Here is a 19,000-nt window from a genome sequence, read left to right as displayed (position 1 = left end):
TTCAGGTAACAAAAAGCCCCGGCTCTTTCGAGTCGGGGCTTTTGCGTTGCTACGATTGGCGATTACAGCGTCGGATAGTCGATGTAACCGACCGGGCCTTTGCCGTAGAACAACTCCGGACGCGCCTCGTTCAACGGCGCATCGGCCTTCAAGCGAGCCGGCAGGTCGGGGTTGGCAATGAACGGCACGCCGAAGGCGACCGCGTCGGCCTTGCCGCTGGCCAGCCAGGCGTTGGCGCTGTCCTTGGTGAAGCGTTCGTTGATGATGTACGGACCGCCGAAGGCTTCCTTGATTTGCGGACCGAGGCTGTCGGCGCCTTCTTTCTCGCGGGAGCAGATGAATGCGATGCCACGTTTGCCCAGTTCACGCGCGACGTAGGTAAACGTCTCGGCCAGGTTGTCGTCGCCCATGTCATGGGAGTCGGCGCGCGGTGCCAGGTGCACACCGACACGGCCGGCGCCCCAGACTTCGATCGCTGCGTCAGTCACTTCCAGCAGCAGGCGTGCACGGTTTTCCAGGGAGCCGCCGTAATTATCGGTGCGCTGGTTGGTGCTGCTTTGCAGGAACTGGTCGAGCAGGTAACCGTTGGCGCCGTGGATTTCCACGCCGTCAAAACCGGCGGCCTTGGCGTTCTCGGCGCCGGTGCGATAAGCGTCGACGATGTCGGCGATTTCAGCAGTTTCCAGTGCGCGCGGCGTCGGGTAGTCGGCCAGTGGGCGTACCAGGCTGACGTGGCCTTCCGGCTTGATGGCACTCGGTGCAACCGGTGCTTCACCGTTCAGGTACGACGTGTGGGACACCCGGCCCACGTGCCACAGTTGCAGGAAAATCTTGCCGCCCGCGCCATGGATCGCTTTGGTCACGTTGGCCCAGCCACGCACCTGGTCGTTGGACCAGATGCCCGGGGTATCCGGGTAGCCGACGCCCATCGGCGTGACCGAGGTGGCCTCGCTGAGGATCAGGCCGGCGGAGGCGCGTTGTACGTAATATTCGGCCATCAGCGCGTTCGGCACACGGCCTTCGTCGGCGCGGCAGCGGGTCAGCGGCGCCATGATGATGCGGTTGGCGAGTTCGATGTCGCCCAGTTTGATCGGATCGAAAATAGTCGTCATGAATCAGTTCTCTTATGGAGATCAGTTGGAAGTAGCAGGAGCCAGTTCGGGATTGCCGCTCTGACGGAAAGTAATCAGCGTCACCACCAGGGCGAGTACCGCCAGGGCGGCTGCTGCGAGGGGTACGCTGGTCAGGCCGAAACCGTGGGCGATAACGCTGCCGCCGACCCAGGCGCCGAGTGCGTTGCCGACGTTGAAGGCGCCGATGTTCAGGGTCGAGACCAGGTTCGGAGCGGCCTTGCCGTAGGTCACCACGTTGACTTGCAGGGCTGGCACAGCGGCAAAACACGCGGTGGCCCAGAGGAACAGGGTGATTTCGGTCGGGATCAGCGCGACGCTGGTCCAGGTCAACACGGTGGAGATCACCGCCATGCTGATGAACACGCCGATCAGCGTCGCTGCCAGGCCTTTGTCGGCCAGCTTGCCGCCGATGATGTTGCCGACGGTCAGACCGAGGCCGATGAGCATCAGGGTCCAGGTCACGCCCCGTGGCGAAACGCCGGTGACTTCGCCCAGCAGCGGCGCGACGTAGGTGAACAGGGTGAAGACCGATGCGGCGAACAGCGCGGTCATGCTCAACGACAGCCAGATACCGGCGCCTTTGAGGGCGCGCAGTTCGGCGCGCATGTCGAGTTTCTCTTCATCGCGCTTGGCCGGCAGGAAGCGGATCAGGCCGATCAAGGCGATCACACCGATCACCGTCACCGCCCAGAAGGTCGAGCGCCAGCCGTATTGCTGACCGAGCGCAGTGCCCAGCGGCACACCGAGCACGTTGGCCAGCGTCAGGCCGGTAAACATCAGCGCCACGGCCGAGGCGCGTTTGTTGGCCGGCACCAGGCCTGCCGCCACCACCGATCCGATACCGAAGAACGCACCGTGGCACAGTGCGGTAACCACGCGGGCAAACATCAGCACGTCGTAGTCGGTTGCCATTGCGCAAAGCAGATTGCCGATGATAAAGATGCCCATCAACGCCACCAGTGCGGCCTTACGTGGCAGTTTGGCGGTGGCCAGTGCCATGAACGGCGCACCGATGGCCACGCCCAGGGCGTAACCGGTCACCAGCCAGCCGGCGCCGGGAATCGACACGCCAAGGTCCGCCGCCACGTCGGGCAGCAGGCCCATGATGACGAACTCGGTGGTGCCGATGGCGAAGGCGCTCAGGGCCAGGATGAGGAGCGAGAGGGGCATGGTGGATTCCTTGTCGGGCTGACTGACGTTAAGGGTCAGAGCTCTTTACTGAAGGTGCTGAGGAAGGCCTGGATGGTTTCCTCATTACGTTTGAAAAAATGCCATTGGCCGACTTTGCGGCTGCTGATCAGTCCGGCGCGTTGCAAGGTCGCCAGGTGTGCGGAAACCGTCGACTGCGACAAACCGCAACGCTGATCGATCTGTCCGGCGCAAACGCCGTGCTCGTTGCTGTGGCTCTGATCGGGAAATTCGACGTCCGGGTCTTTGAGCCAGTGCAGGATTTCTCGCCGTACGGGATGTGCCAGGGCTTTTATTATTTCGTCGAGGTTGATGTTCATGGCTGGGGGCTCGTGATGAGTAAAACGCTATATCGCGATGGAGCGAACTTTAAATCGTTGTTTCGCGATATACAAATATGATTTTGTTTTGAAGACTGCGAAAAACGGTATATCGGGTTATAACGATATGGATGGCGCAGTGCTAAGCTGCGCGCCATGAACTATCTCGCCCATCTTCACCTTGGTGGCCAACGTCCCGGTCAGTTGCTCGGCAGTCTGTATGGCGATTTCGTCAAAGGACGGCTGCAAGGGCAGTTCGACCCGGAGATCGAGGCGGCCATCCAGTTGCATCGGCGCATCGACGTGTTTACTGACCGCCATCCGTTGGTGGATGTCGCGCTGTCGAGGTTTTCCCGGACCCGCCGACGTTACGCCGGAATCGTGCTTGATGTGTTTTTCGACCATTGCCTGGCTCGGGACTGGATGTTGTACGCGGATCAGCCGCTGGAATTGTTCACCTCGGACGTATACCGGGTGCTGTCCGCCGAACCGCAGCTGCCGGAACGTTTGGCGCGGATTGCGCCGCACATGGTGGCGCATGACTGGTTGGGTTCTTATCGAGATTTTGAAGTGTTGGAGCAGGTGCTGCGGGGGATTTCACGGCGGCTGACCAAGCCTGAGGAACTGGCGGCGGCAATGGAGGAATTGCGGGCGTTGTATGAGCCGTTGAGCGAGGATTTTCGGTTGTTCTACCCCCAGCTCCAGGCCTTCGCCCAAAACCCGCCAACAACATAAATCCCCTGTAGGAGCCGGCAAGCCGTTTCATACAGGGGGTACGTGCTCAGGCAGCGATGGCGGGGCGCATTGGCGCTCGTTGTTTTTCCGGAATCGCCCCAAACAACGCCTTCTGCACCGCCTGCTGCGCTTCATACGCCAACGCCGCGCGTTCCCGGCCTTCGCAGGCAATCGGCTTGAGCAGATGAATTTCCACCTCACCCCGGTCATTGGCGAACAAGCGCATCAGGTGCGAGAGCAAGTCATCATCACCGATGAATGGCGCCAGCGAATCCACTTCACCCTCGCGCAGATACCGAATGGCCACCGGTTGCAGCTTTACTTCGGAATCAATCGCCGCCGACAGCAAGCGGCCATGAAACGTGCGCAATGAACGGCCATCGGTGGTGGTGCCTTCCGGGAACATTAACAGCGGGTGCGCCTGCTCCAAATGACGGGTCATCTGTTTGCGGATCAGCTGGCTGTCACCCGAACCCCGGCGGATAAACAGGCTGCCGGCCTTCGCCGCCAACCAGCCGGCCACCGGCCAAGTGCGCACTTCGGCCTTGGACAGGAACGACATCGGCGTGAGCATGCCCAGCAGCGGAATGTCGGTCCAGGACACGTGATTGCTGATCCAGAGCATCGATTCCTTCGGCAATTCACCGTGCACCGTCACGCGAAAGGGCAGGGCATTGGCCAGTCGCGCCATGAAAAACCGCGACCAGCGCTGGCGGCGGACCATCGAATGGGCGGTGCCCAGGCGTTCGAACACGCCGAACAGCGTGGCCATGCTCAGCCCCAGCGTCACCACCACCAGCACTCGCGCAATCCGCGCGTACACCCGCAGACGGCTCATCACATGGCCGCCTTGAAGTGTTTGGCGTAGCGCGGGCAGAGTTCGTCGCGCTTGAGCAGGATGAACACGTCGGCGACCTGAAAGTCTTCGTCCCAGCACGGTTCGCCGCAGATCTTCGCCCCAAGGCGCATGTAGGCCTTGAGCAGCGGCGGCATCTCGGCAATGACGTTCGAGGGGATATCCAGCGTCGGCAGCGGTTTTTTCGGCTCGGCGCGCAGGTGCTCGGTGCACAGATAACGTTCGCGCAGGCGCTGCATGATTGCATGGGCCTGAATGCCGCCGTCCTGCATCGGGATGCTCGCGCAACCCATCAAATAGCTGTAGCCGCCCTGATTGAGGACTTCGGCCAGTTCACCCCAGAGCACCGCGATGGTGCCGCCGTTGCGGTAGGCCGGGTCGACGCAGGTGCGGCCAATTTCGAGGATCGGGCCTTTGAGGTGGATCAGGCCGTGCAGGCTGAATTCTTCTTCGCTGTAAAACTTGCCCAGGCTGCTGGCCGCCGTGTGGTCGAGCAAACGGGTGGTGGCCACCAGGCGCCCGGTATTCAGGTCGCGCACGCCGATGTGGGCGCAGTGAACATCGTAGTCGTCCATGTCCAGACCCAGCTCCGCGCCCTTCAGCTTGGCGTTGAATTCGCCGCTGAACACGTTGAAACGCAAGGCCTGGGCTTCCTGCAAAGCATCGGCGCCGACCAGGCGTTCGGCTTGCAGGCGACGTTCGTTGCCGGTGTCGCGGATGCGGGCGATCTGGGTCATGGGAATCTCCGTGCGGGCTGCTCACCCGTCTTTGGGTTACAGCGGATCGACTTTCTTTATCCAGCCTTGTTGTGCAAAGTCAGGCTATGTAGCCCCGGTGTCATCGCCATGAAGCTTTGGTGATGCTTATATGACAGCCCTCGAGGAGCCTCTTATGCCTTGGCAAACCGTGTTGAAACGCCGCGATCGCCTGCCCGCCCAACCCGACCTGGCGGAAGGTTTCGTCACGTTGTTGCACCAACTGGGGACGGTCACCCCGTTCGAGCTGGCGGTGGCGGGCGGGCGCCTTATGGCGACCCCGGGCCTGGCGTTTCTGGTGGGCTATCAGGCAGCGCTGCGCATGCTCTGGCCGAGCGCGCCGCTGAGCCTCGGCGCGTTGTGCGCAACCGAACAGCGCAGCCTGCGGGTGGCAGACATGCAGACGCGTTTGACGGACTTGCGCTTGAGCGGGCGCAAGGATTTCGTCACCGCTGGCGACGCCGCGGACTGGCTGCTGATCGCCGCGCGCAGCGAGGAACCCGGCGGCGCTCCGCAGCTGAGTCTGGCGGTGGTCTATCCCGGCGAACCGGGCGTGCGCGTGGAAAAACTCCCGGCGATCCCGTTGATGCCGGACATCAGCCACGGTCGGCTATTCCTCGACAATGCCCTGTGTGAATTGCTCGCGGGGGACGGTTGGGATGCGTACGTCAAACCGTTCCGCACCCTGGAAGACATTTACGTGTTAAGCGCGATGACCGCCTGGTTGTACGGCGTCGGGCAGGACAGCGACTGGCCGCAAGCCTTGCAGTTGCGGTTGCTGGCGCTGCTGGCCGGGTGCGCGGAAGTCAGCCGGCAGGCGCCGAACAATCCGGCAGGACATGTGTTGCTAGGCGGGTTGTTTGCCCAGTTTGACGGGTTGAAGGTTGAGCTGGATCAGGCGTTGGCCGATGGGCCACCGGAATGGGCCGCGATGTGGCAGCGGGATCAGGCGGTGATGGCGTTGGCGGCGGGGGCGAGGGGCAAGCGGTTGGCCAAGGCACTGGCTGTGGTCTGACTGGCCCCTTCGCGAGCAAGCCCGCTTCCACAGGGGAACGCATTTCAAGCGGGCTTGCTCGCGAAGACGCCGTCATGAACGACACAAACTCCAAAACTGTCATCAACCTCGACTAGGCTCACCAGGTTCATCCTTCCGAGCCCCCGCCATGTCCAAAGGCTTGTCCCTGATTTTCCTGCTGCTGCTCAGCCTCGCGGCCCGCGCCGAAAACTGGCCTGCCGAGCAATGGTCAACCGGCCCAACCCTCAGCGGACCGGCGCTTCAGGAACTGGTGAACTACGCCTTCCCACCCCGCGACGACGCCACCCGCAAAGGCATCCGCACCGACGCCCTGCTGGTGATCCGCGACGGCCAACTGATCTACGAACGCTACGCCAGCCCGACCACTGCCGATACGCCACACCTGACCTGGTCCATCAGCAAAAGCCTCATGGCCACGGTCTTCGGCGTCGCCTACGGCGAAGGCCTGTTCACGCTTCGGGACCCGGTGCTGAAGTTCTATCCGGCGCTGGGCAAACACCCGGCCATCACCCTGGCCGACCTGCTGCACTGGGCCTCGGGGCTGGACTGGCAGGAAGACTATGAATACGCGCCGTTGAAGTCTTCGGTGGTGGCGATGCTCTACACCCGCGGTCACCGCGACATGGCGGCGTTCACCGCCGATCACGCTGAAAATGCCAAGCCCGGTGAGGCCTTTCGGTACTCCAGTGGCGACAGCAATCTGTTGTCCGCTGCGCTGAAAGACATCGTCGGCGCGGCGCGTTATGCAGACTATCCGTGGACGGCGCTGTTCGAGCCGCTGGGCATTCGCCACGCGGTGTGGGAAACCGACGCCACGGGTACTTTTGTCGCTTCGTCCTATGCCTACCTCACCGCGCGAGATCTGGCTCGGGTCGGCCTGGTGATGGCGCGTGACGGACGTTGGAAGGATCGGCAATTGCTGCCCAAAGACTGGGTCGCGTTCAATCGTGAACCGTTCGCGCACTATCGGGCTCATCAAGACGATGCGGTGCCGGGTGGCCAGTGGTGGCTCAATCGCGATGCCGATGGCGTCGCCCGACCCTGGTCCGATGCCCCCGCAGACACCTTCGCCGCGCTCGGCCATTGGGGCCAGGCGATGTACGTGATTCCGAGCGAACACCTGGTGATCGTGCGCTACGCCGATGACCGCGATGCCAGCTACCGGCACAACGAATTGCTCCGTCTCACGCGCAACGCCGTCGCCGCGCCGGTGCAACCATGAGCCGTCGCAGTTTTGTCCGTCGCCGACCGTTCAGCACGCTGGGGCTTGTCCTGCTGATCGCCTTACTCGGCTGGATCTGGCAGGAAAGGGTGGCGTTGGGGGCGTTCCCCGACATCATCAGCGGCTACACCGCGAAGGAATACTGTTCGTGTCGCTACGTAATGAACAACCCCGCTGAGTATTGCCGCAGCTACGTGAAGCAGTGGTTCCCGACCAGTGACTTTATGGATGACCCGGCCGGCAAAACCGTGACGGTTAGCGGCATGGGCCGCAGCAACAGTGCGCAATGGGTCGGTGAACGTCAGGGCTGTCGCTTGAATCCCTGAATAACTCATTCCTCTGTAGCGGCTGCCGAAGGCTGCGTTCGGCAGCTGCTACAGGTTTGCATCTTGCTCCCGGGCGGTTATGGTTCGTGCAGGTTTCTTTTCAGCACGAGTCTTTATGTTCACGCGGTCCCTCTGCAAAACCGTTGCCGTCCTGCTGCTGGCCGGCGTCTCGCTCTCGGCTCAGGCCAATTGGTACCTTGACGGCGAATCCTCGCGGCTGTCGTTCATCAGCACCAAAAACGCCAACATTTCCGAAGTGCAGCGCTTTCTGGTGTTGCACGGCAAGGTCAGTCCCACGGGCCTGGCCGAGGTGGAAGTCGAACTGGAGTCGGTAAATAGCGGTATCCCGTTGCGTGACGAACGCATGCGCAAGGAGCTGTTCGACATCCAGACCTTCCCCGAAGCCTTGATCACCGCGCGAATCGATCTGCGCCCGGTCAACGACCTCGCGCCTGGTGCCCAGCTTGAGTTGCGCCTGCCGGTGACCGTCAACCTCCACGGCAAAACTCATGAATACAACGCAGAACTGCTGGCGACCCGTCTTGATGACCGGCGCTTTCAAGTGGTGACCCTCGAACCGCTGGTGATCAACGCTGCGGATTTCGACCTCGCGCCGGGGCTGGACCGTTTGCGCAAACTCGCCGAGTTGTCGGCGATCAGCCTCTCGGTGCCGGTGGGTGCGGTGCTGATTTTTACGGCGCGCTGACATGGCCGGCGCGATTTTTCCCTGGCGTGAAGGCAACAGCTTCGAGCTGCTGATTGACGGTCCGCAGTTTTTCCCACGGATGCTGGTGGCGATTGCCCGTGCCGAAGAGCAGGTTGAACTCGAACTGTACCTGGTGGAGGCAGGCGCTTGCGCCGAAGCCATGGTTCAGGCACTGGTCCAGGCCGCCGAGCGCGGTGTGCGGGTGCGCTGCCTGTTCGATGATTACGGCAGCCTCGCGTTTACCCTGACCTTGCGTCAGCGGCTAACGACGGCCGGCGTCGAGCTGCGCTTCTACAACCGCCTGAGCTGGCGGCGCTGGGTCGGCAATTTCTACCGCGATCACCGCAAGCTGTTGCTGGTCGACCAGAGCATGGCGGTGGTTGGCGGCACGGGTGTCACCGATGAATTCTGGACGCCGGGGGAAGACACCAGCGAATGGCACGAAGTGATGGTGGAAATCACCGGCCCACTGGTGATCGACTGGCAACTGCTGTTCGACCGCCAATGGATCGCCAACCGCCACCGCCGCGCCTGGAAACCCGGCTCGCACTTCGGCCTGCCGCGATTGCCGCGGGTGCCATCCATGGGCGAGGGCATGGGTCGAGTGGCCTACGCTGACGCCCGACAGCACCGGGACATTCTGCAATCGCTGGTGCGTGCGTTGAACAGTGGCCATAAACGCATCTGGCTGGCCACGCCCTACTTCCTGCCGACCTGGAAAGTCCGCCGATCCCTGCGTCGCGCCGCTTCAAGAGGCGTTGACGTGCGCTTGCTGCTGACTGGCCCGCGCACTGATCACCCGTCAGTGCGCTACGCCGGGCATCGCTATTACCCGAGATTGCTCAAGGCCGGGGTGAAAATCTTCGAGTACCAGCCGTGTTTCCTGCACCTGAAAATGGTCTTGATCGACGATTGGGTGAGCATTGGCTCGTGCAACTTCGATCACTGGAATCTGCGCTTCAACCTGGAAGCCAACCTTGAGGCACTGGACCCGGGACTGACGCGGGACGTGGCGGCGAGTTTCGAGCGGGATTTTGCACAGAGCGAAAGCGTCAGCCTCGAAGCCTGGCAACGCCGGCCGCTGTGGCGGCGGGTGAAGCAGAGGATTTGGGGATGGGTGGACCGGCTGGTGGTGAATCTGCTGGATCGCCGGGGATAGTCGTCTCCCCAAAAACCACTGTGGGAGCGAGCAGGCTCGCTCCCACAGGTTTTGCAGTGTTTGAAGGGTTACAGCAGTTCAAAGCTCTGCTGCGTCACGTCCTGGGAATCCAGGCCGATCTGCACGTTGAACTTGCCCGGTTCCGCTGCGTACTTGAGCTGGGCGTTGTAGAACTTCAAGTCATCCTCGGTCACGGTAAAGTGCACGACTTTCTGCTCGCCGGCCTTGAGCGTGATTTTCTGGAAGTTCTTCAGCTCCTTCAGCGGGCGGATCATCGAGCCGGTCACGTCCTGGATGTACAGCTGCACCACGGTTTCGCCGTCGCGCTTGCCGGTGTTTTTCACCATGACGCTGGCGTCGAGCTTGCCGGTCTTGTTCAGTGTGGTCGATGACAGGGCCATGTCGGTCAGGCTGAAATCGGTGTAGCTCAAACCGAAGCCGAACGGGAACAGCGGACCGGTGGTGTCATCGAAATACTGCGAGGTGTAGTTGCCCGGTTTGCCCGGCGTGAATGGCCGGCCAATGCTTAAGTGGTTGTAGTAAGTCGGAATCTGACCCACCGAGCGCGGGAACGTGATCGGCAGTTTGCCTGACGGGTTGTAGTCGCCGAACAGCACGTCGGCGATGGCGTTGCCGCCTTCGGTGCCGCTGAACCAGGTTTCCAGAATCGCGTCGGCCTGGTCTTTCTCTTCGAGAATCGACAACGGACGGCCGTTCATCAACACCAATACCAGCGGTTTGCCGGTGGCTTTCAAGGCCTTGAGCAACTCGCGCTGATTGGCCGGGAGGTTCAGGTCGGTGCGGCTTGACGATTCGTGGGACATGCCACGGGACTCGCCGACTGCCGCGACGATCACGTCGGCGTCCTTGGCCGCTGTTACCGCTTCATCAATCAGCACTTGGGCCGAGCGCGGATCGTCGACCACTTCTGGCGCATCGAAGTTGAGGAAGTTCAGGTAATCCAGAACCTTTTTGTCGCTGGTGATGTTGGCGCCACGGGCGTACATCAGCGTCGCTTTGTCGGCGACGGCAGCGTTCATACCGTCGAACAGCGTCACCGATTGTGCGGGTTTACCGGCGGCGGCCCAACTGCCCATCATGTCGATCGGTGCCTTGGCCAATGGGCCGACCAGCATGATCTTCGCGGTTTTTTTCAGCGGCAGGGTTTCGCCCTGGTTCTTCAGCAACACCAGGCTGCGGCGCGCGACGTCGCGGGCCTCGGTGCGGTGCAGGCGGCTGTCGGCGTAGGTGTCCGCCGGATCATCTTCTGCTTTGCCGATGCGCAGGTACGGGTCTTTGAACAGGCCCATATCGTATTTGGCGGCGAGCACTTCTCGCACGGCATTATCAATGTCGCTTTGCTCGATCTCGCCAGCTTTCAACAGCCCCGGCAGCTCTTTGCCGTACAGGGTGTCGTTCATGCTCATGTCAATGCCGGCCTTGATAGCCAGCTTCGCGGCTTCGCGACCGTCAGCGGCAACGCCGTGCTTGATCAGCTCGAAAATCGCCCCGTGGTCACTGACCGCCAGGCCTTTGAAACCCCATTCCTTGCGCAACAGGTCGTTCATCAGCCAGGTGTTGGCCGTGGCCGGCACGCCATTGATCGAGTTCAGCGCAACCATCACCCCGCCGGCACCGGCGTCAATCGCCGCGCGGTAAGGCGGCAGGTAATCCTGGTACATCTTGACCGGGCTCATGTCGACGACGTTGTAGTCGCGACCGCCCTCGACCGCGCCGTACAGGGCAAAGTGCTTGACGCTGGCCATGATGCTGTCGGCGGCGTTTGCACCACTGCCCTGGAAGGCCCGGACCATCACGCCAGCAATGCGCGACACGAGGTAGGTGTCTTCACCGAAGCCTTCGGAGGTGCGGCCCCAGCGCGGGTCGCGGGAGATGTCGACCATCGGTGCGAAGGTGATGTCGAGGCTGTCTGCGGCGGCTTCCTTGGCGGCAATGCGCCCGGAGAGGCCGATGGCGTCCATGTCCCAGCTCGAGGCCAGAGCAATCGGGATCGGGAAAATCGTGCGGTGGCCGTGGATCACGTCATAGGCGAAGAACATCGGGATCTTCAGCCGACTGCGCATGGCTGCGTCCTGCATCGGACGGTTTTCCGGGCGGGTGATCGAATTGAACGTGCCGCCGATGTTGCCTGCCGCGATTTCCTTGCGGATCAGCTCCCGAGGCATTTCCGGGCCGATGCTGATCAGGCGCAACTGGCCGATTTTTTCATCGAGGGTCATTTGCTTCATCAGATTACTGATGAAAGCGTCCTTGTTCTCCAGGGGTGCGGGGGTCGTGGCGGCCAGTACGTGATGACTGGCCAGGCTGACGAACAGGCCCAGCAAACACAGCTTCTTCATGAATAGTTTTCTCAAGGGCCTAAACGGCAGTGAATACGCCGGTCAGCCAAAATTTAGGGAGCGACTATTGTTGTTCAGGTAAATGCAGCACACTTCTGCAGTGTTTTTTTGCGCTGGGGCATCTTTTAGCCCATTGGCTCGATGCAATCCAGTAGTGGCGGCAGATTATGCCCCAAGAGTCCGGTCAGAATGTTGCTGGTTGTTTTTTCAACGGAATGTGCAAGGGAGCATCAAACCAGATGAATGTACGACACCCCACTCGATCAAGCCTGCAGGTCGCAGCCTTGATGTTGCTGGCCACGTTGCTGGCCGGTTGCGGCATCAACACCATTCCGACCCTCGACGAACAGGCGAAAGCCGCCTGGGGCCAGGTGCAGAACCAATACCAGCGCCGAGCCGACCTGATTCCCAACCTGGTGGAAACCGTCAAGGGCTACGCCAAGCACGAAGAAGAAACCCTGACCGCGGTGATCGAAGCCCGGGCCAAGGCGACGTCGATTCAGGTGGATGCCAAGACGCTGGATAATCCGGAAAAACTCAAGCAGTTCCAGCAGGCGCAGGATCAGTTGACCGGGGCTTTGAGCCGTTTGATGGTGGTGTCCGAGCGTTATCCGGACCTGAAGGCCAACCAGAATTTCCTGGCGTTGCAATCGCAACTGGAAGGCACCGAGAACCGCATCGCCGTGGCGCGGCGTGACTTTATTCTCGCGGTGCAGAAGTACAACACCGAAATCCGCACTTTCCCCGGGCGCCTGTGGCACAGCGTGATGTACAGCGACCTGCCGATCCGCGAAACCTTCGAGGCGACCACGCCGGATGCTGAAAAAGCACCGCAAGTGAAATTTTAAGAACGTAGCCACAAGCGCCAAGGACAACTCGAATCGCTACTACTTGTCGCTTGCCGCTTGAAACTTGTCGCTGCTTCTATGAGGTTGCCAATGCGCGTGTTGAAAGTGGGCCTGGTACTGGTGCTTTGGGTGTTTGCCCTGACGGCCCAGGCCGAACTGAAGTTTCCGCAGTTGACCGGGCGAGTCGTGGACAACGCCCAGATGATCGAGCCGTCGGTGCGCGAGCAACTCACGCAACAGCTCGATGCGCATGAAAAAGCCACCGGCGAACAGTTGGTCGTGGTGACGTTGCCGGACTTGCAAGGCGCCGAGATTGCCGACTTCGGCTATCAACTGGGCCGCTATTGGGGCATCGGTCAGAAGGACAAGAACAACGGCGCGCTGCTGATCGTCGCGCGTGACGAGCGCAAATTGCGCATCGAAGTGGGATATGGCCTTGAAGATCGCCTGACCGATGCGCAGAGCTCGGTGATCATCAATCAGGTGATCACCCCGGCGTTCAAGACCGGCAACTTCAGCAAAGGCATCAGCGACGGGGTCGCGGCGATGCTGGTGGTGCTGGGCGGCAGTCCGCTGGATGAGCCGTCGACGGTCTATGACTCCGGCGGCAATCAGGAAAGTGACTTCGTGTCCCGGCATCCGGGGATTTTCGTGTTCCTGGTGTTGCTGTTCATCCTGACGGTTTTTGTGTTGCAGATGTTCGGGATACTGCCGGCGAGTCGAGGCGGTTCCAGTGGTTTCGGCGGTGGTGGTTTTGGGGGTGGCGGCGGTGGAGGCGGGGGCTTCAGCGGCGGTGGTGGCAGTTTCGGGGGCGGCGGTTCGTCGGGCGGCTGGTGATAACAATAATAGAAGAGCATTTAACGACATGGCCTTACTGACTGAACACGAACAACGCAAAGTCGCCGAGGCGATTGCCCGGGTCGAGCGCGACACCGACGCCGAACTGGTGACCGTGCTCGCAGCCCGCGCCGACGACTATGCGTATATCCCGCTGCTATGGGCCAGCCTGCTGGCGCTGGTGGTGCCGGGTGTCGTGCATTACCTGACCGGCTGGCTGACCCTGCACAGCCTGCTGCTGGTGCAATGGCTGGCGTTTATCGTGCTGTGCCTGCTGTTCCGTATCCCGAAAATCACCACGTACCTGATTCCGCGTTCGGTGCGTCACTGGCGCGCTTCTAACCTGGCGCGCCGGCAGTTTCTGGAGCAGAACCTGCACCACACTGTGGGCAGCACCGGCATGCTGATTTTCGTCTGCGAGGCCGAGCGCTACGTGGAAATTCTGGTAGATGAAGGGATTTCCAAACGACTGGACAACAAGCATTGGGATTCGATTGTCGCGGCGTTTACCCAGCAGGTGAAACAGGGTCAGACGTTGCAAGGCTTTGTGACGTGCGTGGAAGCATGCGGCGAGTTGCTTAAAGTGCATGTGCCGGTGACGCAGGTGAGAAATGAGTTGCCGAACCGACTGGTTGTTCTCGGCTAAGTCTTGATATAGAGCGCTTTGTCGCATACCACGGTACAACCGCCGCCTGTTGTCCGGGGTCAGGCAATTCGTCAGCATCTCTTTCTAACAGCTAGCGCTCTGTAACGGGCGTTCTGACAGAGAGAGCCATATGCCAACGCATCGATCGCTTGACCCTTCTTCCCGTACAGCAACCGGTGGCGAGGAAAACACGCCGCCGGCACAGCTGACCGCGAAGGAAACGCAAATCCTGGTGTGGTGCTCCAAAGGCAAGACATCCTGGGAGATCGCCCGGATTCAGAATTGTTCGGAATCCACCATCAACTTTCACTTCTCCAATATTCGCCGCAAGTTCGCCGTCAGTTCTCGCAGTGCAGCGTTGATCAAAGCCATGGAGTCGGGAGCCCTCAGCGTTGGCAATTCGGTTGTGCGAGGTGCCGATGAGCCTGTCTGACTCGGCTTACAACAGTATTGGTGGGCTCTTGCTGGGGCTGGGTATTGCGACATTGCCTTCGATTGACGGCGAAGCGATGTTCGGCGCTTCACTGGGGGCGTGGCTGGTCACCACCACGCGCAGCAACTTCAAGGCGTGGCAGCGAATAGGCAGCTGGTTTTTATCGGCCGGCGTTGGCTATCTCTTTACGCCGGTCGCGCTGCAGTTGGCGCCTTTCCTGACCACAGGCGTGACAGCGTTTTTGTGCGCGCTGACGGTTATTCCCATCAGTATCAAGATCATGCAGTGGATCGACGGTGCCGGTCTCGGTGAGATCATTCGTTACTTCAGGGGGCGAGGATGATGGGCAATGAAACGATTGCTCTGATACTGACCACCGGCGTAGCACATTTGGTGAGTGCCTTCAGGCTGGCGTGCTATCAGCGTAACGAAAAGCATCATTGTTGGCGTGACGGTCTATTGATCAGTCTGCTCGGCGGGGCGTTGTGTGTGGCTGGAATGGATGTATTACTGGCATGGGCACCGGTCAGTCCGTGGCACGCAAGCATGAGCGTCTTGTCATGTGCAGTGATCATTCGCAGCGGCGGAAACATCATGTTGTTGTGGCACGCCTTGAAGTAATTAACTTTGAAAGGTTCGCAGTTTCACGTTTTGTCTGATTGTTGAAGCGATGAAAGGGCAGAGGCCATTTCCGACAGTTTGAGTTCCAGATCTCGCAGGCGTTGTTTTTCTAACAGTGCGTGTTGTATGGCGCAACGGCCGTCTTCGTCGAGTAATCGCCATAGCCCGAGAATGGTGTTTTCCCGCGTTGTACTTTCTTGAGAACTCTCGCGTGATTCTTTCGGTGCGGGTCGCAGGATAGGTCCCTCACCCAGCAGCAGCCAGTCGAGAGAGATGCCGCGAGACTGGGCAATTTCTATGCATATTGCGTATGGTGTGCTGTCGCGGCCTTTCCAGCTGCTGAGCGTTTGCGGGCTGATCTTAAGTGCTGACGATAGTGATGCGTCGGTTTTAGTGCCGGTTATCTGCTTTAGTCTTGCCAGGACATCTTGAGATTTTTTGCTACGCAATTTGAGCCTCTTCCTTTTGACATATGCTTTTTGAGTGCTTAACGTATGCGTAATGAGTAATTTTTAACTTAATAAGTATCAATCATTAACTATGAATCAGAAGAATACGATGTCGAAACTTCCTAATGGTAACAGGGTGATTTCCTACGAGCTTGGCTCGTTTTTTTTAAGAATCTGCCCGAAACACTTCCCTTTGTCGGGCAGACACTTTTCGCGACACCGGAACGCTGCACTCAATATTTCAAGCAGTATTGCGTTTGATCAAGCTGATTGCCACCCGATCACCGCCGGGAAACAAGCATGAGTACTTACAAAATGGTATGTCCGCATTGCTTGAGCCGGATGCGAATCCGAACCAGCGAGGGGCGTCATATCTTTCTACGGGTAGCCTATCTGCAATGTACGTCGGAAGCCTGCGGCTGGTCGGTTCGGGCCGAATTTGAAATGACTCACGAACTTTCTCCCAGTGGAATGCCCAACCCCTCCGTACATCTGCCCTGCGCCGGACCGGACTTGCGCCGCGACGCCCGGCCTGTTGCGCAAAGTCATACACCGACGGACACACCACTGGAGTCATGAACATGGCTGGAACCGATGAGACTGTGGAGTTGAGCGCGGAGCTTCTGACCATTGCCCAGGCATTCCTCGCCCGTCATGAGGGCGATGCATTGATTGATGATCAGGTATTGTTCTGTCGTGCAGTGAAGCACTTGGAAAGCATCGATGTGCCCATGCATCTGGCGGAAAAACTGGTCGGTCATGCCTACGGGATTCTCAAGTCCAGTCATGATCGACGGCGTCTGGATATCGACGCGAGTTCTGAAACCGTCGCCGTGGTCACTGACCCTGCCAACGGTTTGACCTGGGCTGTGCCGGTGGGATTAATCGTCAAATACATCATCAACTCGCCGAGCAGTCGCAAACTTCGATTAGTGGAGCCCTGAAGTTTCAACAGGTGTAATCAGGTCTTGGGTAGCGTGACCAGGACCTGCCGCAAAATAACCCCGTGCCCAAAATCCCCAACCCCTCTAAAATACCCGGCATTCCCTGATCCGCACTGCCCGAGGCTGTTTTTCATGTCTGTCACCGTCACTCCCGCCAGCCATGCGCCGGATCATCATGCTCAATTCATTGATCTGCTGCAGACCAGCCTCGACGCCAGCGCCTTCATCAAACTGGTGCTGGCTAAATACGTCGGTACCGAAGCCGATTTGCAGCGGCTGATTATCAAGCAGCTGACCGTCAAGGATCAGGCGTGCCTGTCCCTCGTCTATCGCTATAAAACCCGAGACATCACCAAGAACCTGCCGCTGGCCGAGGGCGTGGCGACCATCGCTGCGCTGCTGCCGGCCTCGTTCAAGAATGCGCATTTATTGTCATTGACTGACGAAGCCCAGCTCGAATACAGCAAAAAGGGCAAATCTTCACTGTTCAAAAGCAAACCTCAGCAATTGCGTGAAGTGCCGTCCGCCGAGCACAACCGCGAGAAAAATCGCTTTCTCGACCTGAGTCGCCCGTTCCTCGCGGACCTTGGGGTGACCAACAGCAAGCACGAGCTGATCCCGGCGATGTCGCGCAAGTGGAAGCAGATCAACAAATTTATCGAAGTCTTCAGCCATGCGTTGACCACCTCGCCACTGGCGCTTGACCAACCGGTGCGGGTCGCGGACTTCGGATCGGGCAAGGGCTACCTGACCTTCGCGATCCACGACTACCTGCGCAACACCCTGAACGCCGAAGGCGAGGTGACGGGCGTCGAGTTGCGTGAAGAAATGGTCGATTTGTGTAACGCCGCCGCTGCGAAGCTGGATCACCCGGGGCTGGTGTTCAAGTGCGGTGACGTGCGCAGCGTGGCGCCGAGCGAGCTGGACGTGATGATCGCGCTGCATGCTTGCGACATTGCCACCGACTATGCAATTCACACCGGCATTCGCTCCGGTGCGTCGATCATCATGTGTTCGCCGTGCTGCCACAAACAGATCCGCCTGCAAATCCAGAGTCCGGCGCTGCTCAAACCGATGCTGCAATACGGTCTGCATTTGGGGCAGCAGGCGGAAATGGTCACCGACAGCTTGCGCGCGTTGTTCCTTGAAGCCTGCGGTTACGAGACCAAGGTGTTCGAGTTCATTTCACTGGACCACACCAACAAGAACAAGATGATTTTGGCGGTCAAACGCGCCGAGCCGGTGGACCCGGCCCGGTTGCTGATAAAGATTCAGGAGTTGAAGGATTTTTATCAGATTACCGAGCATTGCCTTGAAACCTTGCTGCGCGCTGACAATTACCTCTGAAACATCCCATCACCTGCAGTGGCAATGCGCGCAGGTTTGACTGCAGTCTTGCGCCCAAGCATCACGGTGACGATCACCCCGCCCGCAAATAGCCAGGTGATCGGCTCGATATGTTCACCAAAGAACAAAGCGGAAAACGCGATGGTGAAGAAGATCTGCAACAACTGGATCTGACTGACCCGGGCAATGCCGCCCATTGCCAGCCCGGCGTACCAGGCAAAAAAGCCCAGGAACTGCGAGAACAGCGAGACGTAGCCAAACGCCCACCAGGTCTTGGCTGAAATCTCGCCCTGATGTTGCAGCGCCAGGTACGTCACCGGCCCGATCAGCAGCGGTGTCGACAGCACCAGCGCCCAGCAGATCACCTGCCAACCGCCCATCTCCTTGGCCAACCGGCCACCTTCGGCATAACCCAGACCGCCCACGGCAATCGCGCCGAGCATCAACAAATCCCCGGCCTGAATACTGCCGGCGCCGCTGATCAGCGCGTAACCGAGCACCAGCGCACTGCCCAGCGCGGCGCAGGCCCAGAAGGCTTTTGACGGTCGTTCATGGGACAGCCACGCGGCGTATAGCGCCACGCACAAAGGTTGCAGGCCGTTGACCAATGCGCCGTGAGACGCCGGCAACGTTTGCATGGCCCACGCGGACAAAACCGGAAAGCCGAGAATGACCCCGGCAATCACCAGCGTCAGGCCTTTGACCTGCTTCCAGGTCGGCCATTTTTCGCGGCGCCACAGCAACAGCATCGCTGCCGGAACCGCCGCGAACAGCGCCCGGCCCAGGCCGTTGAGCAGCGGATGAATTTCCTGCACGACGATCCGCGTGAAGGGCAGGGTGAGGCTGAAAATCACAACGCCGAGCAGGCCAAGCGCCATGCCGGTGTTTTCTCGCGAGGACATGATGGGCAACCAGAGTTCAGGGTGGCGGGAATGTCTTCATCTAGCCATAAACATCGGGTTTGCCGCTGTTACAGCTAGGTGCAGAGTTATCCGTACAGTTTGTACCATCCCCTTCGCGGTAGTAGCGGGTTGTTACCCGACCCTGCGGATAAGGTCTACCTTGAATACTCCAATGCA

Annotated in this window: 23 protein-coding genes; 15 read left to right on the top strand and 8 right to left on the bottom strand. The window is 59.9% G+C overall.

What is annotated here, in order from left to right:
• Positions 1-62: 62 nt before the first annotated feature.
• The 3 genes from ACYZT4_RS14585 to ACYZT4_RS14575 are packed head-to-tail and all read right to left on the bottom strand — an operon-like array spanning position 63 to position 2,641.
• Positions 63-1,112 carry an alkene reductase gene (locus ACYZT4_RS14585; RefSeq protein ID WP_461980696.1) on the bottom strand — a complete coding sequence of 350 codons (1,050 nt, stop codon included), beginning with the start codon at positions 1,110-1,112 and terminating at the stop codon, positions 63-65.
• 21 nt (positions 1,113-1,133) lie between these two features.
• Positions 1,134-2,303: an MFS transporter gene (locus tag ACYZT4_RS14580; protein WP_461980694.1), complete on the bottom strand. Its 1,170-nt coding sequence runs from the start codon at positions 2,301-2,303 to the stop codon at positions 1,134-1,136.
• A 35-nt stretch (positions 2,304-2,338) separates the two neighbouring features.
• Entirely contained in the window at positions 2,339-2,641 is a 303-nt protein-coding gene (locus tag ACYZT4_RS14575; protein WP_461980692.1) for an ArsR/SmtB family transcription factor, read from the bottom strand.
• Between the two features lie 156 nt (positions 2,642-2,797).
• On the opposite strand from ACYZT4_RS14575, the gene ACYZT4_RS14570 reads away from it, so the two are divergent.
• Positions 2,798-3,376 (top strand): acyl carrier protein phosphodiesterase, encoded by a 579-nt coding sequence (locus tag ACYZT4_RS14570; RefSeq protein ID WP_461980690.1) that lies wholly within the window; start codon positions 2,798-2,800, stop codon positions 3,374-3,376.
• Between the two features lie 46 nt (positions 3,377-3,422).
• Here the strand turns inward: ACYZT4_RS14570 and ACYZT4_RS14565 are convergent, their stop codons facing one another.
• Positions 3,423-4,214, bottom strand: a complete 792-nt coding sequence (locus ACYZT4_RS14565) for a lysophospholipid acyltransferase family protein (RefSeq protein WP_461980688.1) — start codon at positions 4,212-4,214, stop codon at positions 3,423-3,425.
• Positions 4,214-4,969, bottom strand: a complete 756-nt coding sequence (gene olsB, locus ACYZT4_RS14560) for an L-ornithine N(alpha)-acyltransferase (RefSeq protein WP_461980686.1) — start codon at positions 4,967-4,969, stop codon at positions 4,214-4,216. Before olsB ends, ACYZT4_RS14565 begins: the two co-directional genes overlap by 1 nt.
• A 154-nt stretch (positions 4,970-5,123) precedes the next feature.
• On the opposite strand from olsB, the gene ACYZT4_RS14555 reads away from it, so the two are divergent.
• From ACYZT4_RS14555 to ACYZT4_RS14535, 5 genes are all read left to right on the top strand, one after another.
• Entirely contained in the window at positions 5,124-6,002 is an 879-nt protein-coding gene (locus tag ACYZT4_RS14555) for an acyl-CoA dehydrogenase middle domain-containing protein (RefSeq protein WP_461980684.1), read from the top strand.
• A 148-nt stretch (positions 6,003-6,150) separates the two neighbouring features.
• Positions 6,151-7,245 carry a serine hydrolase domain-containing protein gene (locus tag ACYZT4_RS14550; RefSeq protein ID WP_461980682.1) on the top strand — a complete coding sequence of 365 codons (1,095 nt, stop codon included), beginning with the start codon at positions 6,151-6,153 and terminating at the stop codon, positions 7,243-7,245.
• The gene (locus ACYZT4_RS14545; protein ID WP_461980680.1) at positions 7,242-7,571 is read left to right on the top strand and encodes an amidase; all 330 of its coding nucleotides are present in this window, start codon (positions 7,242-7,244) and stop codon (positions 7,569-7,571) included. The genes ACYZT4_RS14550 and ACYZT4_RS14545 overlap by 4 nt, the downstream gene beginning before the upstream one ends.
• A gap of 115 nt (positions 7,572-7,686) precedes the next feature.
• On the top strand, positions 7,687-8,277 hold the full coding sequence (locus tag ACYZT4_RS14540) for a YceI family protein (protein ID WP_461980678.1): 591 nt from the start codon (positions 7,687-7,689) through the stop codon (positions 8,275-8,277).
• A gap of 1 nt (position 8,278) precedes the next feature.
• On the top strand, positions 8,279-9,436 hold the full coding sequence (locus ACYZT4_RS14535; protein WP_461980676.1) for a phospholipase D-like domain-containing protein: 1,158 nt from the start codon (positions 8,279-8,281) through the stop codon (positions 9,434-9,436).
• A gap of 68 nt (positions 9,437-9,504) precedes the next feature.
• Here the strand turns inward: ACYZT4_RS14535 and bglX are convergent, their stop codons facing one another.
• The gene (bglX, locus tag ACYZT4_RS14530; protein ID WP_461980674.1) at positions 9,505-11,796 is read right to left on the bottom strand and encodes a beta-glucosidase BglX; all 2,292 of its coding nucleotides are present in this window, start codon (positions 11,794-11,796) and stop codon (positions 9,505-9,507) included.
• Between the two features lie 239 nt (positions 11,797-12,035).
• Here bglX and ACYZT4_RS14525 point away from each other — a divergent pair, with 239 nt between their 5' ends.
• The 6 genes from ACYZT4_RS14525 to ACYZT4_RS14500 all read left to right on the top strand — a co-directional run bounded on the left by ACYZT4_RS14525 (position 12,036) and on the right by ACYZT4_RS14500 (position 15,181).
• Complete coding sequence (locus ACYZT4_RS14525; RefSeq protein ID WP_461980672.1) at positions 12,036-12,644, top strand: LemA family protein; 609 nt, start codon at positions 12,036-12,038, stop codon at positions 12,642-12,644.
• A gap of 90 nt (positions 12,645-12,734) precedes the next feature.
• Complete coding sequence (locus ACYZT4_RS14520) at positions 12,735-13,481, top strand: TPM domain-containing protein (RefSeq protein WP_461980670.1); 747 nt, start codon at positions 12,735-12,737, stop codon at positions 13,479-13,481.
• Between the two features lie 28 nt (positions 13,482-13,509).
• Positions 13,510-14,127 carry a TPM domain-containing protein gene (locus ACYZT4_RS14515; protein ID WP_461980668.1) on the top strand — a complete coding sequence of 206 codons (618 nt, stop codon included), beginning with the start codon at positions 13,510-13,512 and terminating at the stop codon, positions 14,125-14,127.
• 130 nt (positions 14,128-14,257) lie between these two features.
• Positions 14,258-14,560 carry a helix-turn-helix domain-containing protein gene (locus tag ACYZT4_RS14510; protein ID WP_461980666.1) on the top strand — a complete coding sequence of 101 codons (303 nt, stop codon included), beginning with the start codon at positions 14,258-14,260 and terminating at the stop codon, positions 14,558-14,560.
• Positions 14,547-14,903, top strand: a complete 357-nt coding sequence (locus ACYZT4_RS14505; RefSeq protein ID WP_461980664.1) for a putative holin — start codon at positions 14,547-14,549, stop codon at positions 14,901-14,903. Before ACYZT4_RS14510 ends, ACYZT4_RS14505 begins: the two co-directional genes overlap by 14 nt.
• Positions 14,900-15,181 carry a phage holin family protein gene (locus tag ACYZT4_RS14500; RefSeq protein ID WP_461980662.1) on the top strand — a complete coding sequence of 94 codons (282 nt, stop codon included), beginning with the start codon at positions 14,900-14,902 and terminating at the stop codon, positions 15,179-15,181. The genes ACYZT4_RS14505 and ACYZT4_RS14500 overlap by 4 nt, the downstream gene beginning before the upstream one ends.
• A gap of 23 nt (positions 15,182-15,204) precedes the next feature.
• Here ACYZT4_RS14500 and ACYZT4_RS14495 read toward each other — a convergent pair whose 3' ends face one another.
• Positions 15,205-15,630 (bottom strand): helix-turn-helix domain-containing protein, encoded by a 426-nt coding sequence (locus ACYZT4_RS14495; protein ID WP_461980660.1) that lies wholly within the window; start codon positions 15,628-15,630, stop codon positions 15,205-15,207.
• A 300-nt stretch (positions 15,631-15,930) separates the two neighbouring features.
• Between ACYZT4_RS14495 and ACYZT4_RS14490 the strand changes: the two genes are divergently transcribed.
• The 3 genes from ACYZT4_RS14490 (at position 15,931) to ACYZT4_RS14480 (ending at position 17,921) form a co-directional block, all read left to right on the top strand.
• A complete protein-coding gene (locus tag ACYZT4_RS14490; protein WP_461980658.1) occupies positions 15,931-16,209 on the top strand; it encodes an Ogr/Delta-like zinc finger protein in 279 nt (92 codons plus the stop codon).
• 2 nt (positions 16,210-16,211) lie between these two features.
• Complete coding sequence (locus tag ACYZT4_RS14485; RefSeq protein ID WP_461980656.1) at positions 16,212-16,574, top strand: hypothetical protein; 363 nt, start codon at positions 16,212-16,214, stop codon at positions 16,572-16,574.
• Between the two features lie 132 nt (positions 16,575-16,706).
• Positions 16,707-17,921 carry a class I SAM-dependent methyltransferase gene (locus ACYZT4_RS14480; protein ID WP_461980654.1) on the top strand — a complete coding sequence of 405 codons (1,215 nt, stop codon included), beginning with the start codon at positions 16,707-16,709 and terminating at the stop codon, positions 17,919-17,921.
• On the opposite strand, the gene ACYZT4_RS14475 is transcribed toward ACYZT4_RS14480, so the two are convergent.
• A complete protein-coding gene (locus ACYZT4_RS14475) occupies positions 17,912-18,823 on the bottom strand; it encodes a DMT family transporter (protein ID WP_461980652.1) in 912 nt (303 codons plus the stop codon). The two genes, ACYZT4_RS14480 and ACYZT4_RS14475, sit on opposite strands and share 10 nt — an antisense overlap.
• Positions 18,824-19,000 lie beyond the last annotated feature (177 nt).

This window comes from Pseudomonas sp. GB2N2, from assembly GCF_054897705.1.
The sequence above is the reverse complement of the archived record's forward strand: the minus strand, read 5'-3'. Positions and strand labels throughout refer to the sequence as shown.

Coding starts and splice junctions, on each gene's coding strand:
- ACYZT4_RS14585 (WP_461980696.1), bottom strand. CDS start 1,112: ATGACGACTATTTTCGATCCGATCAAACTGGGCGACATCGAACTCGCC.
- ACYZT4_RS14580 (WP_461980694.1), bottom strand. CDS start 2,303: ATGCCCCTCTCGCTCCTCATCCTGGCCCTGAGCGCCTTCGCCATCGGC.
- ACYZT4_RS14575 (WP_461980692.1), bottom strand. CDS start 2,641: ATGAACATCAACCTCGACGAAATAATAAAAGCCCTGGCACATCCCGTA.
- ACYZT4_RS14570 (WP_461980690.1), top strand. CDS start 2,798: ATGAACTATCTCGCCCATCTTCACCTTGGTGGCCAACGTCCCGGTCAG.
- ACYZT4_RS14565 (WP_461980688.1), bottom strand. CDS start 4,214: ATGAGCCGTCTGCGGGTGTACGCGCGGATTGCGCGAGTGCTGGTGGTG.
- olsB (WP_461980686.1), bottom strand. CDS start 4,969: ATGACCCAGATCGCCCGCATCCGCGACACCGGCAACGAACGTCGCCTG.
- ACYZT4_RS14555 (WP_461980684.1), top strand. CDS start 5,124: ATGCCTTGGCAAACCGTGTTGAAACGCCGCGATCGCCTGCCCGCCCAA.
- ACYZT4_RS14550 (WP_461980682.1), top strand. CDS start 6,151: ATGTCCAAAGGCTTGTCCCTGATTTTCCTGCTGCTGCTCAGCCTCGCG.
- ACYZT4_RS14545 (WP_461980680.1), top strand. CDS start 7,242: ATGAGCCGTCGCAGTTTTGTCCGTCGCCGACCGTTCAGCACGCTGGGG.
- ACYZT4_RS14540 (WP_461980678.1), top strand. CDS start 7,687: ATGTTCACGCGGTCCCTCTGCAAAACCGTTGCCGTCCTGCTGCTGGCC.
- ACYZT4_RS14535 (WP_461980676.1), top strand. CDS start 8,279: ATGGCCGGCGCGATTTTTCCCTGGCGTGAAGGCAACAGCTTCGAGCTG.
- bglX (WP_461980674.1), bottom strand. CDS start 11,796: ATGAAGAAGCTGTGTTTGCTGGGCCTGTTCGTCAGCCTGGCCAGTCAT.
- ACYZT4_RS14525 (WP_461980672.1), top strand. CDS start 12,036: ATGAATGTACGACACCCCACTCGATCAAGCCTGCAGGTCGCAGCCTTG.
- ACYZT4_RS14520 (WP_461980670.1), top strand. CDS start 12,735: ATGCGCGTGTTGAAAGTGGGCCTGGTACTGGTGCTTTGGGTGTTTGCC.
- ACYZT4_RS14515 (WP_461980668.1), top strand. CDS start 13,510: ATGGCCTTACTGACTGAACACGAACAACGCAAAGTCGCCGAGGCGATT.
- ACYZT4_RS14510 (WP_461980666.1), top strand. CDS start 14,258: ATGCCAACGCATCGATCGCTTGACCCTTCTTCCCGTACAGCAACCGGT.
- ACYZT4_RS14505 (WP_461980664.1), top strand. CDS start 14,547: ATGAGCCTGTCTGACTCGGCTTACAACAGTATTGGTGGGCTCTTGCTG.
- ACYZT4_RS14500 (WP_461980662.1), top strand. CDS start 14,900: ATGATGGGCAATGAAACGATTGCTCTGATACTGACCACCGGCGTAGCA.
- ACYZT4_RS14490 (WP_461980658.1), top strand. CDS start 15,931: ATGAGTACTTACAAAATGGTATGTCCGCATTGCTTGAGCCGGATGCGA.
- ACYZT4_RS14485 (WP_461980656.1), top strand. CDS start 16,212: ATGGCTGGAACCGATGAGACTGTGGAGTTGAGCGCGGAGCTTCTGACC.
- ACYZT4_RS14480 (WP_461980654.1), top strand. CDS start 16,707: ATGTCTGTCACCGTCACTCCCGCCAGCCATGCGCCGGATCATCATGCT.
- ACYZT4_RS14475 (WP_461980652.1), bottom strand. CDS start 18,823: ATGTCCTCGCGAGAAAACACCGGCATGGCGCTTGGCCTGCTCGGCGTT.